This window comes from Sphingopyxis sp. GW247-27LB, from assembly GCF_002277025.1.
Lineage (GTDB): Bacteria > Pseudomonadota > Alphaproteobacteria > Sphingomonadales > Sphingomonadaceae > Sphingopyxis.
In genome coordinates this window covers 202,987-218,749 of sequence record NZ_NIWD01000015.1, presented here as the reverse complement: position 1 = coordinate 218,749, position 15,763 = coordinate 202,987, and the positions used below count along the sequence as shown (strand labels likewise).

The window sequence follows — 15,763 nt, the reverse complement described above, 5'->3', positions numbered from 1 at the left end:
AGAGGATGAACTTCAAGAATATCTCGGCCTGGTCCATCCGGAACCCGATCCCGCCGCTCGTCATGTTCTTCGGTCTGACGGTGGCGGGCATCGTCTCCTTCCTCATGATGGGGGTCCAGAGCGATCCCGACATCGATTTTCCGGGCGCCATCGTCATCATCGCCCAGCCGGGCGCCGCGCCGACCGAACTCGAAACCCAGGTCACGCAGCGCGTCGAGGCGGCGGTGCGGACGATCGAGGGGATCGACGAGCTCAATTCGACGGTTACCGAAGGCCAGTCGCAGACCTTCGTCCAGTTCGCGATCGGCACGCCGATCGACCGAGCGGTGACCGACATCCGCGACAAGATCACCCAGATCCGCAGCAACCTGCCGAACGGAATCCTCGAACCGCAGGTTATCCGCCTCTCGACCTCGGGCAACACGCTTGCCTATTGGTCGGCCTCGGCCACCGACATGACGCTCGAGGAATTGAGCTGGTATGTCGATAATGTCGTCGCGAAGCGGCTGATCGCGGTCCCCGGCATGGGCGACGCCTATCGACGGGGCGGGGTCAGCCGCGAAATCCGCGTCATCCTCAACCCCGAGCGAATGCGTGCCTATGGCCTCACCGCTGCCGCGGTGAACACCCAGCTCGTCCAGCTCAACGTCAATGCGGCCGGCGGCCGGATGGAGGTCGCGGGGTCCGAGCAGGCGGTGCGTATCCTCGGCAACGCCAGCAGCGCCAACGCGCTCGGCGAGACGCTGATCTCGGTCGGCACCAACCGGACCGTGCGCCTCGCCGATATCGCCGAGGTCAAGGATCTCTACGCCGAGCAGCGCTCGGTCTCGAAGCAGGACGGGCGGCAGGTGCTGACCTTCGGCTTCGAGCGCGCCAAGGGCGCCTCGGATGTCACCGTTTACGACGCGGCGGTCGAGGAGCTGCGCAAGCTCGAGAAGGAAAACCCCAAGGTCAAATTCACCGAGCTGTTCAGCGATATCGAATATACCAAGGGCCAATATCATTCGGCGATCAATGCGATGGTCGAGGGCGCGATTCTCGCGGTCGTCGTCGTCTTCCTTTTCTTGCGCGACTGGCGTGCGACGCTGATATCCGCGCTCGCTATCCCGCTGTCGGCGGTCCCGACCTTCCTGTTCATGGACCTCATGGGCTTCTCGCTCAACATGATGACCTTGCTCGCATTGAGCCTCGTTGCCGGCGTGCTGGTCGACGATGCGATCGTCGAGATCGAGAATATCGTGCGCCACATGCGGATGGGCAAATCGGCCTATCAGGCCTCGATCGATGCCGCCGACGAGATCGGCCTCGCGGTGCTCGCGACAACCATGACGATTGTCGCGGTGTTCCTGCCGGTCGGGCTCATGCCGGGCGTCGCCGGGCAATATTTCAAGAATTTCGGACTGACGGTCGTGGCCGCGGTGCTGATGAGCCTCGCGGTCGCGCGCATGATCACACCCATGCTCGCCGCCTACTTTCTCTCCGCGCAGGGTCCGCAAAAGCATGGCGAGGGCCCGCTGATCGACACCTATATGCGCATCTTGCGCTGGAGCCTCGATACCAGCGGGGCCGCTGCCGCGCGTGCGCGCGGCGGGCGCTGGAAATGGCTCGGTTACATCAAGGACCATCGCGTCTGGGTGGTCGGCATCGGGGTGCTGGCGCTCTTCGCGACCATTTTCAGCTTCTCGCTCCTCCCGATGACCTTCCAGCCGTCGATCGATTCCGACACGAGCCGCGTCGCCATCCAGCTCGCCCCGGGTGCAACGCTCGAACAGACCGAGGCGGTGGCCGACGAGGTGACCGATCTCATGAAGCGCGACCCGCTCGTCGAATCCGCCCTGTCGCGGATCGATGTCGGCACGGCGACGGTCTATCTGAAATTGCGCAAGGATCGCGAGCTCACCTCGACCGAGTTCGAAAAGGACCGCGCGCCACGGCTCGCGCAGGTTCCCGATGCCCGCATCAACTTCCAGTCACAGCATGGCGGCGGCGGCGGGAGCAGCCGCGACATCTCGATCACGCTCGGCAGCGACGACCCGAAGAAGCTCGAAGATGTCGGCAACCGGCTGCTTGCCGAAATGGCCAAGGTGAAAGAGATCCGCTCGCCGCGTGTCGAGGGCAATCTTCAGCGCCCGGAGATCGTCATTCGCCCGCGCTTCGCGCTCGCGGCGCAGCTCGGCGTCACCACCCAGGCTCTCAGCCAGTCGATCCGCGTCGCGACGCTTGGCGAGATCGACCAGAATAGCGCGAAATTCTCGCTGTCCGACCGGCAGATACCGGTGCGCGTCGCGCTTGCGGAAACCGCGCGCGAGCGGCTCGATACGCTGCGCAACATGCCGGTTCCGACCCGGAACGGGGGAACGGTGCCGCTCTCGGTCGTGGCCGAAATCGGCTTCGGCGCCGGCCCGACCCAGATCAATCGCACCAACCAGGTGCGCCAGCTCACCATCGGGGCCGACCTTGCTCCGGGTCTCGTGACCGGTCAGGCGATGGATAAGGTCGAGGCGCTGCCGGCGCTCAAGACGCTGCCCCCCGGGGTCACGCGGCTGGTCCTCGGAAGTGCCAAGTGGCAGGCCGAGATGCTGCGCAACTTCGCGATCGCGGTCGTATCGGGGATCTTCCTCGTGCTGGCGGTCCTGATCCTGCTCTATCGCAAGATCATCCCGCCCTTCGTCAACATGGGCTCGCTTCTGCTCGCCCCGCTCGGCGGTGCGGTCGCGTTGCTGCTGACCGGCTATCCGCTCTCGCTTCCCGTGTTCATCGGCGTGCTGATGCTGCTCGGCATCGTCGGCAAGAACAGCATCCTGCTCGTCGACTTCGCGATCGAGGAAATGGCGTCCGGGGTGCCGCGCGACGAGGCGATCGTCGACGCCGGACACAAGCGCGCGCAGCCGATCCTGATGACCACGGTCGCGATGGTCGCGGGCATGATCCCGACCGCGCTGTCGCTCACCGGAGACGGCGCATGGCGCGCGCCGATGGCGGTCACGGTGATCGGCGGGCTCATCCTGTCGACGATGCTGACGCTGCTGATCGTGCCGGCGTCCTTCAGCCTCGCGGCGGGCTTCGAACGCCGGATGGCCCCGCGCCTGCGCCGCTGGTTCACGACGGGCGGCGCGCACGCCGACCCATCGCCTGCGGGCGTCACCGTCATCGGCGCGGGGCAAAGCCCGGCGGCCGATCGATAGAGGAGTGAAGTTGATGGAGTTCGAGCTGGAGCATGACCTCCCCTATAGTCCGGAACAGATATGGGCGGTCCTCGGCGATTTCGAGAATCACCGGATCTGGAACCCCTATGTCCGGATCGAGCGGCTTGCCGAGGACCCGATCGCGATCCGCTATGCGATGCGTATGGATCCGCACAAACCCAAATTTCTCGAAGTCTCCGCGACGGTGATCTCCGCGCGCCCCGGCGAGGAGCTGATATTCGACGTCAAGCCGAGCTTCATCCTCCAGTTCGAGGAGAGTTATATCCTGACCCCGACGGCAAGCGGGACGAAGTTCGTTCACCGCTATCGTTGCCGCGGGCCCTTTGCCTGGCTCCGGCTTCCCGGCATCAAGACCAGCTTCCAGCGAATGATCGCGTCGATCGACGGCATCCTGCTCAGCTACCTCAAGTCCAAATACAGCAAGCCGCAACCGCCGCCGCGACGGCCCAAGTCCAAGTTCAAAGGTGGCCGGCGATGACGAGCTTTCCGCTGCTCGCGCCGCACAAATGGCGTCCGCTCGGCGCGGCCTGGGCCATCGCCCTCCTGTCGAGCCTCGCCGTCCTCTTCGTCGGCGAGGTCATGGGCCAGGCGCCGTGCGACCTTTGCTGGTTCCAGCGCGCCTTCATGTTCCCGCTCGCGATCATTCTCGGCATCGCGGCGTTCAGGTCGGACCGCGCCGTCGTTCCTTATGGACTGGCGCTGGCCTTCGGCGGCGGTCTCGTCGCGCTCTATCATAGCCTGCTCTACGTCGGCGTCATTCCGGCCCCGATCGTCCCCTGCACCGGCGGTCCCTCATGCTCGGGAGAGAGCATGGCCATCGGAGGCGCGCCGCTGCCCCTCCTGTCGCTGGCCGCATTCGCGCTCATCCTGACCCTCTTGCTCAACTTCCAAAGGAGACTGAAATCATGAACAGACGTATCGGAGTCGTGGCCACGCTTGTCCTCTCGGCACTCGCCTTCACCGGCGGCGCTATGCTCTACAGCGGAACCGCCGAGGGCGAACCCACGAAGAAGGTAGTGGCGGGGCCCGTCGACAGCCTCATTCGCCCGCACTCGCCGATCATCGGCCCCAAGAATGCGCCGGTCACGATCGTCGAATTCTTCGACCCGTCGTGCGAGGCCTGCCGCGCCTTCTATCCGACGGTGAAGGGCATCGTCGCCAAATATCCCAAGGATGTGCGTCTCGTGATGCGCTACCTGCCACTGCACCCCGGTTCGGCCGAGGCGATCGTGATCCTCGAAGCCGCGCGCGTCCAGGGCAAGCTCGAGCCGGTGACGGCGGCGCTGCTCGAGGCGCAGCCCGACTGGCACGACGGCAAGATGGACGGCGCCTGGGCCGCGGCCGAGAAGGCCGGCCTCAATGTCGCGAAGGCGCGCGCGATGCCGACCGCCGATGCGATGGCGTGGATGGAGCAGGACATTGCCGATGCGCGTGCGGTCGGCGTCAAGGGCACCCCGACCTTCTTCGTCAATGGCGAGATGCTCGTCCAGCCCAGCCCCGAACAGGTCGAGGCCCGAGTCCAGGCCGCGGTAGCGGCCAAGGGCAAATAAGGGCCCGCACCCGTCCCGCTTCGTCCACGCGGGACGGGTGCCTAGCATCCGTCGCGATGCTGTCTCACCCGCCATCGGCCTGTCGCATGGAGACGCCGGGTCACCGTCGAATCGAGTGTGAAAGAGCCAATATTCACAGCGCATTCAACGATGAAAGGGACTTTGAACGCCACGAAAAGGAGAGACTGACATGCGAAAACTGATGACGATCGCGGCCGCGATGCTCGCCTTCGCGCTCCCCGGAACGGCGCTTGCCCAGCACCATGGCGATCGCGGCGGATATAGCCGCGGCCATGATGCGCCGCGGGGCCACGACCGCGACTATCGTTCCAACCGGCACGGCATGCCCCATTATGGCAATGACCGCGGCTATCGCGGTTACGACCCCTATTATCAGGGATATGACCGCCGCTACGAACGCCGCGACCGCTACGAGCGGCGCTATCAGAAGCGCCGGATGCACCACCATCATCGCGGTCGCCACTGGCGCGGGTGAGCGGGCGGGGACCGTTGGCGCCGGGGTCGCGCTCGTCTAGGATGAGCCGCTTCTATGGGGGGATAGATGATGCGGCACCAATCCGAGACATGGCTTGCCTGGTTTTCGCTTTTCGCGATGACGGTCCATTTCACCCTCGAAACCTGGTATCATATGGTCTGGGGGCAGACGCTTCAGGCGTTGCTCGTCGACTATATCAGCGTGGCGCTGATGATTTTCGGGGCCGTGACATCGCTCCGCATCAGGCCGCGTAGTGCGGCCGGCCTGCTGGCCGCCGCCTGGACCTACAATCTCGGCTTCGGGTGGCGGAGCGCCTTTGGCAGACTGGAGGGGCTGGAGCGCGGCGCATCGCCGGTCAACGGCGAGGCGTCGTTCGTCCTCCCGATCGTCGCGGTCTCCCTCATGATCGTGGCGATCGTGATGGTCTGGGCGCTCTTTCTCGCCTGGAGGCAGGCGGTGAGCCCTTCACCGGCGAACGGCTGACGGCGGGCGCGGCACCCGGCTGATCGCTATCGCCGCGCGCGGTAGATCGAAATCGAGCCGGTCGGCGTGGGAATGATCCTTACCTCTTCGACCGCCTCGAAGCCCGCGTCCGTGAGGATTTCCGGGACGCAGCCCTTGGCGTTGGGCTCGGTATATTCGAACCCGTCGAGCAGCTGAATCTGGCGAAACAGCATGCGCATCAGGAGCGAGCGCTGCTCGCCATAGTCGGCGATGAAGAGGGTGCCGCCGGGCTTCAGGAGCCTGAACATCTGCGCGGCGATCGCTTGCTTGACGTCCATCGGACACTGGTGGAGGACGAGGCTTGAGACGATCTTGTCGCAGTGCTGGAGCGCGTCGATGGCGTCGAGTTCATCGCCCATCGCCTCGAACCATCGGATATCAGCGCTCGCTGCATCGGCCTTGGCGCGCGCGATCTCGAGGACCGCCGGGTCGGGATCGACCGCAAGCAGGTTACTCGCCGGCGCTGCGGCCTTGAGCGCGATGGCGAGCGTGCCGGTCCCGCAGCCGATGTCGACGATCCGCTCACCTGGCTTCGGATCGACAAATCGGACGAGGTCGCTGCGCCAGCGCTTTTCGCGGGTCATCAGGGCGATCGCGGCATCATAGCGATCGAGCGATCCGCTCTTCCCGAGCGCCGGCACGAAGTCTCTGTTTGTTTCGGTCATGCCCCTTCCTAGCAGGGCTGGGAGGCGACCGGCTTGAACGCAGCGGCTACGCCGTGAAATAGAGGTCGCTTGCTCGGATGCCGAACATAGCCTTGATCGTGCGGGCAAGGTGGGCACTGTCGCTGAACCCGGCAGCGTGGGCGGCCTCCGTAACATTGCGGCCCGCATGAAGGGCCTCGAAGGCCACGAGCAGCCGGCGCCACAAGACATAGCGCTGGAACGGCATTCCGACTTCGGCGGTAAAGAGGTGTCGGAAGCGGCCGAGTGACAGGCCGCTCTCCTGGGCCGCATCGGCGAGGCGGACGGATCCCGTCGCGAGCGCCCGATCGATCGTCTTCGCCGCCGCTACGATCCGCCTGTCGAGTGCCCCGCGGGGTTCTCGCGCCAGCCAGGTGGGCCAAAATCTGCCTGACCCGTCTCCGACGACATGGACTGGCCCTGCATGGCGCAGCCTTGTTTCGAGGTCATTCGGGGGACCGAAGCGGACGGTCGGCTCGATATACCAGAGCTCCACATCGTGCGCCGGATGCAGGCAGTGGACCGCGTCGGGCTCAATGAGCAGGCATCGGCTCGCGGATTGCCGGCCCGCGCCATCGGTCACAATGATGGGTTCATTGGCGATAACCGCTTGGGCGGCGAAGTGCCGGTGCGGAACAGCGTCGCCGACCGAACCCGACCAGCGGGCAATATAGTCGGCGACCTGAAGTCGGCCTTTCCAGTCGGGCGTGACAGTCATGGGCGTTCGATAGCATTGCCGAAGCGGAAGTCCGACCCTCTTCCCCGCGCTTCGGGGACCGCTTCACGCGCTTCCGGAAGCGGCTGGGCGAGCCCAGCCGAGAGGGAGAGGGGCCAGGTGCCGGGCGGCGAGTCAAGGGCCGAGAGAGTGTCTCGCGGCGACCCGCCACGGAGAAAAGCCATGGCTTCCAAGCAAAAGATCATACTCAGCCAGCCTCAGGCCATCCCCCTCGATCGGCTGCGCCTCTCGAAGGCGAATGTCCGGCGGGTGAAACCCGACGCGTCGGTTGCCCAACTGGCCGACAGCATCGCGCGGCGGGGGTTGCTGCACAATCTGAACGTGCGGCCGATCCTCGACAGCGAGGGCAATGTCACGGGCGACTATGAAGTCCCCGCTGGCGGGCGACGCATACGCGCGCTCGAACTGCTGGTGAAGCAGAAGCGGCTCGCCAAGGACGCGCCGATTCCGTGCAATGTGCGCCCCGCGAACGACGACATCCTCGCTGAAGAGGACAGTCTCGCGGAGAATGCGGAGCGCGTGAACCTGCATCCGCTCGATCAGTTTCGCGGCATGCAGTCGCTCGCGGAAAAGGGAAATGCCGTCGAGGACATCGCTGCGCATTTCTTCGTCACGCCCGCGGTGGTCAGGCAGCGCCTCAAGCTGGCGGGTGTCTCGCCGAAGCTTCTCGACATCTATGCCGAAGACGGCATGTCGCTCGAAGTCCTGATGGCCTTCACGGTTTCGGACGACGAGGAGCGGCAAATCCAGGTCTGGGAGATGGTGGCGAACGCCTATCAGCCGTCCCCCTCCTTCATTCGCCAGAAGCTGACCGAGAACAGCGTGCGCGCCGCTGACAAGCGCGTCCGCTTTGTCGGGATGGAGGCCTATGTCGAGGCCGGCGGCAGCGTCGTGCGCGACCTGTTCGAGGCCGATCGCGGCGGCTGGCTGACCGATCCCGCCTTGATCGACAGGCTGGTCGCAGCGAAGCTCGAGGCCGAGGGGCTGCGGATCGGCGCGGAAGGCTGGAAGTGGATCGAGGTCGCCGAGGAGCATCCCTGGAACCCGGGGCGCGGCCTCCGCACGATCGCTGGCGATGAAGTGCCGATGAGCGACGAGGAGGCGAAGCGTGCGGCCGAACTCGAGGCCGAAGGCGAAGCGCTCAGCGCCGAATGGAGCGATGTCGAGGATGTCCCCGACGAGGTGCATGCTCGCCTCGAAGCGATCGATGCCGAGATCAGCCGGATCAACGAGCGGCCGATCAATTTCGATCCCGCCGATGTCGCGATCGCCGGCGCCTTCGTGTCCATCGACAACGACGGGACGCTGCGGGTCGAACGCGGCTTCGTGAAACCGGAAGACGAAGCGCCGCCTGCGGAACAGGACGGCGGGACCGGCGGCGGCGAAGGGGCGGAGGCAGCCCCGAGCGCTGACGGCGCCGCTGGGCCGGGCGGCGGCGATGCTGCCCGCGAAGCCGAGGAAGACGAGAGTGGGCTGAAGCCGCTCTCCGAGCGCCTCGTCTCCGATCTCACCGCCTGGCGCACGCTCGCCTTGCAGGATGCGTTCGCGCAAAGCCCGGCGACTGCTTATATCGCGGTGCTGCACGCCTTCGTGCTGTCCTGCTTTTATGGCTACAGCCGGGAAAGCTGTCTTCAGACGTCGATCAATTCGGTCGGATTTTCCAATGCCCCGGCAGGTCTGCGCGACTGTGCGCCGGGTCAGGCGATCGCAGCGCGGATCGACGAATGGCGGGGCCGCCTGCCGAAGACCGACAAGGAGGTCTGGGACTGGCTGCTCGAGCTCGGTGACGACGATCGGGCGAACCTCCTGGCGCATTGCGCGTCGCTCGGCGTCAATGCGCAGGCCGAGATCGTGAAGGGCTACGACGGCCGCGTGTCGGCCCACGGCATCGCGCGCCGGCTTGCGCACAGCCACATCCTCGCACGGGCGGTTGGCCTCGATGTCGTCGAGGCGGGGTGGCGCCCGACCGCCGACGGCTATCTGAACAGCGTCCCGAAGCCGCGGATACTCGCCGACGTCACAGAGGCGCGGGGCGAGAATTTCGCGGGGATGATCGATCATCTGAAAAAGGGCGACATGGCCCGCGAAGCCGAACGCCTGCTCGAAGACGCCGGGTGGCTTCCCGAGCCTATGCGCACGCCCGAACTCGAAAGCGCGGAGCAGCCGGACGCCGGCTCGGTCGGTCCGGCAAATGACGATGCAGATGGCGAGCTTCCCGCCTTTCTCGCCGGGGAAGGAGGTGACGATGTCGGCGATCCCGACGCGATCGCCGCCGAATGATCTTCCGCCGCGCATGGCGGCGACCTGAACTTCACCTCGAAAGCCCGGTCATCGCGCCGGGCTTTCGCTTTTTACGGAGAATGAAAATGCGAAACGACTTTCTTGGCGGTGCGTCGGCGATGCTGGCGCTGGCGGCGGGAGGCAATCATGGCTGACCGCGTTTCTGTATCGTTCACGCTCGGCGGCACCTTGTCGCCCGACGCCTGGCTTGAACTTGCGGCGGTGATCGCGGCCGAAGGCCTGTCGATCGAATGGGATGGACCTTCGTTCGAACCTTCGCACCGCAGGCCGGGCGACGCGCTCGAACTGTTCGCGAATGAAGTCGCGTGGGGGAAGGTCGAACCCCTCGAGACCTTCTGTCAGGAGCATGGTCTGCCTTATCGCTTCTGGGCCGGCGGCTTCTTCGCGGAGTGGAGCGCCGAGCGGATCGTCTACCGCGGCGGCGGGACGCCCGACAGCTTCATTGCCGACGAATCCGACCGGGTGCTGATCGATCGGCACGAGATCGTCCGCCGCGGCAACATCGGGGCGATCCTTGGTTACTTCGACGAGGCCGAATTCACGGTGCCGCCCTTGGCCGTTGCGGGCGATCCTGACCTTGCCATCAGGGTTGGCGAGCAGGAGGCGGCGCATGGCTGATTATCATTCGCCGACGATCGTGCGCCCGGACATCCCGCGCGGCGCGATGACCCTGCTCGAGCACCGGCTACTGATCGGGATGTTCAGCCATGAGGGAGGAGAGGACGCGGTCTATTTCTTCGCGGAGGACTATGTGAACGACCTGCTTCACCTCGACCTTCCCGAGGTGCATCGCCTTCTCGAGGCCGATCCCTTCCCGGAGAGTTACGCTGCGAAGGTGATCCGCGAAGAACTCGCCAAACTCGACCCGGCAGAGGGAGAGCTCGCGCTCGACATGTCGGTGATCGGCTATGAGGAGATCTTTCGGGACATCGTGAAGCGCTGCGATGCGATCGACGATATCGAAGTCGTGGCCGCCTGGACCTGCACCAAGATGCGGCCTGACGGGTTCGGCGGGATGGCGACGCTGATCACCGCGGACGCGATCGAGACGATGTCGACCGGCTCGTTCCTCGACGAGGCGCGGCACCGCCTGCAGTCGGCCGGGCAGGCCGAAGCCTGACCGCTCGAACCGCTCACTCTGGCCCGGCCGCAGCGCCGGGCCATTTTCGTTTCAGGAGATTGTCATGGCCGAGATTATCGAGACGACGGTCTATCAAATGGAGGAATTGTCCGACGACGCGAAGGAAAAGGCGAGGGACTGGTATCGCGAGGGCGCTTTCGATCACGACTGGTATTGGGCCGTCTATGCGGACTTCGAACGGATATGCGAAATTCTCGGGATCGAGCTCGCCAGCGTGCCGGTTCGCCTCCACGGTGGCGGCACAAGGCGAAAGCCGTGCATCTGGTTCTCGGGCTTCGCAAGCCAAGGCGACGGCGCCTGCTTCGAAGGCGACTATAGTTATGCGCGCGGATGCGCATCAGCCATCCGCCGTTATTCGCCGAAGGACCAAGAGCTGCACAGGATCGCCGACGCGCTCTTGGCGATCCAGTGGAGCAATTTCTTTCAGCTCAGCGCGCGGGTCAGCCACCGCGGCCGCTACTACCACGAACATAGCATGGATATCGGGGTCGAGCGCGACAGCCATGTCTATCAGGCGATGACGACGACCGCGGAGGACGAAGTGGCCGAGGCGCTACGCGATCTTGCTCGCTGGCTTTACGGTAAACTCGAAGACGAATTTGATTATCTGAACTCGGACGAGGTCGTCGACGAAGCGATCGCTGCCAATGGCTACAGCTTCACCGAGGACGGAGAAAGGTTCGGATAGAGGAGAGGGTGGCCGGAAAGGGATGAGCCACCCGGTCCCAGAGAGAGCGGCCGGCGGCTTGTCCCCTTCCCGCTCTCCCAAGGATCTTCCGAAATGCAGCTTCTTCCCTCTCGCGCGGCGCCTGGTGGCGCCGCGCTTCCTGTCTCGACACCTGCCGCCGCCCTCGGCGCTGCTCGCCTGCTCGCGGCAGCGAAGGCCATTCTCCCGCTGCTTGAGGCCGGGCGGCCCTTCGACACGGCCGCGCTCCGCGCGGCGATGACCGGCGCTTTCGGCGCGAGCGATGCCGAGGGCGCGTGGGACTGGAAGGCCGCTTATGACGCTTGCGAGGTCGCACAGATCCTGTTGCTGCGCCGCTACGGCGTCACCCCGGCCGTCCGCAAGCTGACGCCGATCGCTCAGCTCGCGATGTGGCAGCGTCTCGCCAGCCGCATTCCAACGCATACGCGGCGCTCGCTCGAGAGCCAGTCGATGCAGCAATATTCGACGCCCTTGCCGCTCGCGTTCGTCGCGGCCCACGCCGCCTCGATCCAGCCCGGCGACGCGGTTCTCGAACCCTCGGCCGGCACAGGCATGCTCGCAATCCACGCCGAACTCGCTGGCGCCCGCATTGCGCTCAACGAACTTGCCGAAGCACGCGCAGACCTGCTCGATCTGCTGTTCGCAAAGGGCGCGGTCACGCGTCATGACGCCGCGTCGATCGACGATCGTCTCGATCCCGGCGTCCGCCCGACGGTCATCCTGATGAACCCGCCCTTTTCGGCGGTGGCGAAAGTCGAGCGCACTATGCGCGACACGGCCCTTCGGCATATTGCATCGGCGCTGGCTCGGCTGGAGGATGAGGGAAGGCTGGTTGCTATCGTCGGGGCGAACTATTCGCCGGATGCTCCCGCCTGGCACGATGCCTTCGTGCGCCTGCAGGCGCAAGCTACGCTGATCTTCTCGGCGGCGATCGACGGAAAAGTCTACGCCAAACATGGCACGACGACGAGCACGCGGCTTATCGTGATCGACAAGCGGCCCGCTGCCGATCCGTCGGCGATTGCGCCTTCACACGGCGAGGCAGCCGATCTTGCCACTTTGCTTCACTGGGTTCGGAGCGCCGTGCCGACCCGCACGGCACCACAGCCGCCCACAGCGCCGGCCCGGCCCGTTACTGCCCTTACCTCGCCCGAACTTTCTGGGCGCCCGACGGTTGCGGCGCGGCAGAACATTCTGTCGGCGAGCCCCGCTCTTGCTCCCGAACTGGCCTATGAAACCTGCGACTGGCAATCGCCCGAGGGGCAGCTCGCCGAGACGATCTACGAGCCCTACGCGCTGCAGTCTCTCGTTATTCCGTCGTCGAAGCCCCATCCGACTGCACTCGTGCAGTCCGCCGCCATGGCGTCGGTTGCACCGCCGCAGCCCTCCTATCGGCCGAACCTTCCCGAAAGGCTGATCGACGACGGCATTTTGTCGGACGCGCAGCTGGAAGCGATCATTTATGCCGGTGAGGCCCATGCCGGGCATCTGTCGGGTGCATGGACCGTCGACGAGACGTGGGACATGGTGACCGCGGCGAGCGACGACAATGACAATGCCGTTCGTTTTCGCCGCGGCTGGTTTCTCGGCGACGGCACCGGCGCCGGCAAGGGCCGACAGGTCGCCGGCATCATCCTCGACAATATGCTGAAGGGCCGGAAGCGTGCGGTCTGGCTGTCGATTTCGGACCGGCTGCTCGAGGATGCGCAGCGCGACTGGTCGGCGCTTGGGCAGGAACGATTGCTCGTCACGCCGCTGTCGCGCTACCGGCAGGGAAGTCCGATCAAGCTGGCCGAGGGCATCTTGTTTACGACCTACGCGACCCTGCGCAGCCAGGGACGCGAGGGCAAGGCGAGCCGGGTCGACCAGATCGTCGAGTGGCTCGGCGCCGACTTCGACGGGGTCATCATCTTCGACGAGGCGCATGCGATGGCGAACGCCGCCGGCGGCAAGGGCGATCGCGGCGAGCAAAAGCCGTCGCAGCAAGGGCGCGCGGGACTCCGGCTGCAGCACGCGCTGCCCGATGCCCGCATCGTCTATGTGTCGGCAACCGGCGCGACGACCGTACAGAACCTCGCTTATGCGCAGCGGCTCGGTCTCTGGGGCGGCAGTGATTTCCCTTTCGCGACGCGGAGCGAATTTGTCGCCGCGATCGAGGACGGCGGCGTCGCGGCGATGGAGGTGCTCGCGCGCGATCTGAAGGCGCTCGGGCTCTACGCCGCGCGATCGCTGTCGTTCGATGGCGTCGAATATGAGCTGCTCGAACATGCGCTTACGCAAGAGCAGCGGCGAATCTACGACAGCTATGCCGGTGCTTTTCAGGTCATCCACAACAATCTCGACGCGGCGATGGAAGCGGCCGGGGTCACCAGCTCGCTCCACGGCACCCTCAATGCGCAGGCGAAGTCCGCGGCGCGCTCGGCGTTCGAGAGCACCAAGCAGCGTTTCTTCAATCATCTGATCACGGCGATGCAGACGCCGGCGACGATCGCGAGCATCGGTAAGGATCTTGAAGCGGGGCATGCGGCGGTGGTGCAGATCGTCTCGACCGGTGAGGCGCTGCAGGAGCGGCGGCTCGCCGAAATTCCGACCGAGGAATGGGGCGACGTGTCGGTCGACATCACGCCGCGCGAATATGTCCTCGACTATCTCGCGCACAGCTTCCCGGTCCAGCTCTATGAACCGTGCACCGACAGCGAGGGCAATCTCTCGTCACGTCCTGTGTTCGACGGTGAGGGAAATCCCGTCGTCAACCGCGAGGCGGCGCGCCACCGCGATGCGCTGATCGAAAAACTCGCCGCGCTGCCCCCGGTGCCGGGGGCGCTCGACCAGATCGTCCAGCATTTCGGCGCGGATGCGGTGGCCGAGGTCACCGGGCGTTCGCGGAGGATCATTCCAGTCGGCGGCGACGATGGCGCGGTTCGCTTCGCCGTCCAGAACCGGCCCGGCAGCGCCAATCTTGGCGAGACCCACGCCTTCATGGACGACGAGAAGCGCATCCTCATCTTCTCGGAAGCGGGCGGGACGGGGCGATCCTATCATGCCGATCTCGAGGTGAAGAACCAGCGCCGCCGAATCCACTATTTGCTCGAGCCCGGCTGGAAGGCCGACACCGCGATCCAGGGCTTCGGGCGCACCAATCGCACGAACCAGAAGCAGCCGCCGCTCTTCCGGCCCGTCTCGACCGACGTGAAGGCGCAGAAGCGCTTCATCTCTACCATTGCGCGGCGCCTCGACACGCTGGGTGCGATCACCCGCGGCCAGCGGCAGACCGGCGGTCAGAACATGTTTCGGCCGCAGGACAATCTGGAGTCCTTCTATGCGCGCGATGCGCTCCGCCAGCTCTATCAGCTCCTCGCTGACGGCAAGGTCGAGGACTGCTCGCTGCTCACCTTCGAGGCGGCCACGGGACTCTCGCTCCTCGACGACGGAGGTCTGAAGGACGAGCTGCCGCCGATCACGACCTTCCTCAACCGGATGCTCGCGCTGACGATCGATCTGCAGAACATCCTTTTCGAAACCTTCGAGGGCCTGCTCGCGACCCGCATCGAAGGCGCGATCGCGGCGGGCACCTATGAAATGGGGCTCGAGACCCTGCGCGCCGAGAGCTTCACGGTGACCGCGCGCGAGACCATCTATGCGCATCCCGGCACCGGCGCGGTGACGCAGCTCCTCACGATCGAGCGCAAGGACCGCGTCGCACCTCTGTCGATCGAGGATGCGTTGGGCATCGTCTCGGGCTGGGGCGGCGAGCTCGTCGTCAACGCGCGCTCGGGGCGGGCCGCGGTGAAGGTCCGGGCCCGCAGCCTCGTCGACGACGACGGCCGCGTCCATCGGCGGGTCGGGCTGCAGCGACCCCTCGAGAAGATGAAAATGCTCGCCGAGGACTTCGAGCATTCGCACTGGCGACCGGTCGATGCAGGCACCTTTGGCGCGGCCTGGAGCGCCGAGCTCGCCGAGCTCCCGGAATTTGAACTCTCGACGCTGCATATCGTCGCAGGTCTGCTCCTGCCGATCTGGAAGCGGCTGCCGAAGGAGTCGACGCGTGTCTATCGCCTGCAAACTATCGCCGGCGAGCGGGTCATCGGGCGCAAGGTTTCGCAGGGATGGGCGGCTTCTGTGACCGGGGAAGCGCCGGCGAAGTTGCCCGTCGCCGATGCCTGGCGCATGGTGCAGACGGGTGAGGTCATACTTGCGCTCGCCGAAGGGCAAAGCTTGCGGCGGGTTCGCGCGATGAATGACTGGCGTGTCGAGCTTGTCGGCTTCAACGATCTCGGCGTCGAGCGCCTGAAAGCAATGGGCTTGATCTCCGAGATCGTCTCGTGGAAACTGAAGCTCTACGTGCCGGCAGGGGCTGCTGGCGCCGATGTGTTCACTGCGCTCGTCGATCGCTTTCCGATCGTTCGGGTTCAGGATCGCAAGGCCGCCTGAAGGAGCCCC

General features: G+C 65.5%; 14 protein-coding genes. 12 read left to right on the top strand and 2 right to left on the bottom strand.

Features of this window, described 5'->3' with window-relative positions; translation table 11 throughout:
• Nucleotides 1–5: 5 nt before the first annotated feature.
• The 6 genes from CD928_RS20145 to CD928_RS20120 all read left to right on the top strand — a co-directional run bounded on the left by CD928_RS20145 (nt 6) and on the right by CD928_RS20120 (nt 5,735).
• The gene (locus CD928_RS20145; protein ID WP_095388881.1) at nt 6–3,185 is read left to right on the top strand and encodes an efflux RND transporter permease subunit; all 3,180 of its coding nucleotides are present in this window, start codon (nt 6–8) and stop codon (nt 3,183–3,185) included.
• Nucleotides 3,186–3,198: 13 nt separating this feature from the next.
• Nucleotides 3,199–3,684 carry an SRPBCC family protein gene (locus tag CD928_RS20140; protein ID WP_095388880.1) on the top strand — a complete coding sequence of 162 codons (486 nt, stop codon included), beginning with the start codon at nt 3,199–3,201 and terminating at the stop codon, nt 3,682–3,684.
• Complete coding sequence (locus CD928_RS20135; protein ID WP_095388879.1) at nt 3,681–4,115, top strand: disulfide bond formation protein B; 435 nt, start codon at nt 3,681–3,683, stop codon at nt 4,113–4,115. The genes CD928_RS20140 and CD928_RS20135 overlap by 4 nt, the downstream gene beginning before the upstream one ends.
• Entirely contained in the window at nt 4,112–4,756 is a 645-nt protein-coding gene (locus tag CD928_RS20130; protein ID WP_095388878.1) for a thioredoxin domain-containing protein, read from the top strand. The genes CD928_RS20135 and CD928_RS20130 overlap by 4 nt, the downstream gene beginning before the upstream one ends.
• Nucleotides 4,757–4,946: 190 nt before the next feature.
• On the top strand, nt 4,947–5,252 hold the full coding sequence (locus tag CD928_RS20125; protein WP_095388877.1) for a hypothetical protein: 306 nt from the start codon (nt 4,947–4,949) through the stop codon (nt 5,250–5,252).
• A gap of 69 nt (nt 5,253–5,321) precedes the next feature.
• On the top strand, nt 5,322–5,735 hold the full coding sequence (locus CD928_RS20120) for a hypothetical protein (RefSeq protein WP_217983793.1): 414 nt from the start codon (nt 5,322–5,324) through the stop codon (nt 5,733–5,735).
• A gap of 26 nt (nt 5,736–5,761) precedes the next feature.
• Here CD928_RS20120 and CD928_RS20115 read toward each other — a convergent pair whose 3' ends face one another.
• Both CD928_RS20115 and CD928_RS20110 read right to left on the bottom strand, forming a co-directional pair.
• Nucleotides 5,762–6,421, bottom strand: coding sequence for a class I SAM-dependent methyltransferase (locus CD928_RS20115; RefSeq protein ID WP_095388875.1), 660 nt, complete (start codon nt 6,419–6,421; stop codon nt 5,762–5,764).
• Nucleotides 6,422–6,467: 46 nt separating this feature from the next.
• Entirely contained in the window at nt 6,468–7,157 is a 690-nt protein-coding gene (locus tag CD928_RS20110) for an AraC family transcriptional regulator (protein ID WP_095388874.1), read from the bottom strand.
• 180 nt (nt 7,158–7,337) lie between these two features.
• On the opposite strand from CD928_RS20110, the gene CD928_RS20105 reads away from it, so the two are divergent.
• The 6 genes from CD928_RS20105 (at nt 7,338) to CD928_RS20085 (ending at nt 15,754) form a co-directional block, all read left to right on the top strand.
• On the top strand, nt 7,338–9,455 hold the full coding sequence (locus tag CD928_RS20105; protein ID WP_095388873.1) for a ParB/RepB/Spo0J family partition protein: 2,118 nt from the start codon (nt 7,338–7,340) through the stop codon (nt 9,453–9,455).
• Nucleotides 9,452–9,610 carry a hypothetical protein gene (locus tag CD928_RS23520; RefSeq protein WP_176473654.1) on the top strand — a complete coding sequence of 53 codons (159 nt, stop codon included), beginning with the start codon at nt 9,452–9,454 and terminating at the stop codon, nt 9,608–9,610. Before CD928_RS20105 ends, CD928_RS23520 begins: the two co-directional genes overlap by 4 nt.
• Nucleotides 9,603–10,094, top strand: a complete 492-nt coding sequence (locus tag CD928_RS20100) for a hypothetical protein (protein WP_095388872.1) — start codon at nt 9,603–9,605, stop codon at nt 10,092–10,094. Before CD928_RS23520 ends, CD928_RS20100 begins: the two co-directional genes overlap by 8 nt.
• The gene (locus CD928_RS20095) at nt 10,087–10,596 is read left to right on the top strand and encodes a hypothetical protein (protein ID WP_095388871.1); all 510 of its coding nucleotides are present in this window, start codon (nt 10,087–10,089) and stop codon (nt 10,594–10,596) included. The genes CD928_RS20100 and CD928_RS20095 overlap by 8 nt, the downstream gene beginning before the upstream one ends.
• Before the next feature lie 64 nt (nt 10,597–10,660).
• Nucleotides 10,661–11,305, top strand: a complete 645-nt coding sequence (locus CD928_RS20090) for an antitoxin of toxin-antitoxin stability system (RefSeq protein ID WP_095388870.1) — start codon at nt 10,661–10,663, stop codon at nt 11,303–11,305.
• Nucleotides 11,306–11,398: 93 nt separating this feature from the next.
• Nucleotides 11,399–15,754, top strand: a complete 4,356-nt coding sequence (locus tag CD928_RS20085; protein ID WP_095388869.1) for a strawberry notch-like NTP hydrolase domain-containing protein — start codon at nt 11,399–11,401, stop codon at nt 15,752–15,754.
• The last annotated feature ends 9 nt before the right edge of the window (nt 15,755–15,763 follow it).

Coding starts and splice junctions, on each gene's coding strand:
- CD928_RS20090 (WP_095388870.1), top strand. CDS start 10,661: ATGGCCGAGATTATCGAGACGACGGTCTATCAAATGGAGGAATTGTCC.
- CD928_RS20135 (WP_095388879.1), top strand. CDS start 3,681: ATGACGAGCTTTCCGCTGCTCGCGCCGCACAAATGGCGTCCGCTCGGC.
- CD928_RS20120 (WP_217983793.1), top strand. CDS start 5,322: ATGCGGCACCAATCCGAGACATGGCTTGCCTGGTTTTCGCTTTTCGCG.
- CD928_RS20145 (WP_095388881.1), top strand. CDS start 6: ATGAACTTCAAGAATATCTCGGCCTGGTCCATCCGGAACCCGATCCCG.
- CD928_RS20125 (WP_095388877.1), top strand. CDS start 4,947: ATGCGAAAACTGATGACGATCGCGGCCGCGATGCTCGCCTTCGCGCTC.
- CD928_RS20130 (WP_095388878.1), top strand. CDS start 4,112: ATGAACAGACGTATCGGAGTCGTGGCCACGCTTGTCCTCTCGGCACTC.
- CD928_RS20140 (WP_095388880.1), top strand. CDS start 3,199: ATGGAGTTCGAGCTGGAGCATGACCTCCCCTATAGTCCGGAACAGATA.
- CD928_RS20100 (WP_095388872.1), top strand. CDS start 9,603: ATGGCTGACCGCGTTTCTGTATCGTTCACGCTCGGCGGCACCTTGTCG.
- CD928_RS20085 (WP_095388869.1), top strand. CDS start 11,399: ATGCAGCTTCTTCCCTCTCGCGCGGCGCCTGGTGGCGCCGCGCTTCCT.
- CD928_RS20110 (WP_095388874.1), bottom strand. CDS start 7,157: ATGACTGTCACGCCCGACTGGAAAGGCCGACTTCAGGTCGCCGACTAT.
- CD928_RS23520 (WP_176473654.1), top strand. CDS start 9,452: ATGATCTTCCGCCGCGCATGGCGGCGACCTGAACTTCACCTCGAAAGC.
- CD928_RS20095 (WP_095388871.1), top strand. CDS start 10,087: ATGGCTGATTATCATTCGCCGACGATCGTGCGCCCGGACATCCCGCGC.
- CD928_RS20115 (WP_095388875.1), bottom strand. CDS start 6,421: ATGACCGAAACAAACAGAGACTTCGTGCCGGCGCTCGGGAAGAGCGGA.
- CD928_RS20105 (WP_095388873.1), top strand. CDS start 7,338: ATGGCTTCCAAGCAAAAGATCATACTCAGCCAGCCTCAGGCCATCCCC.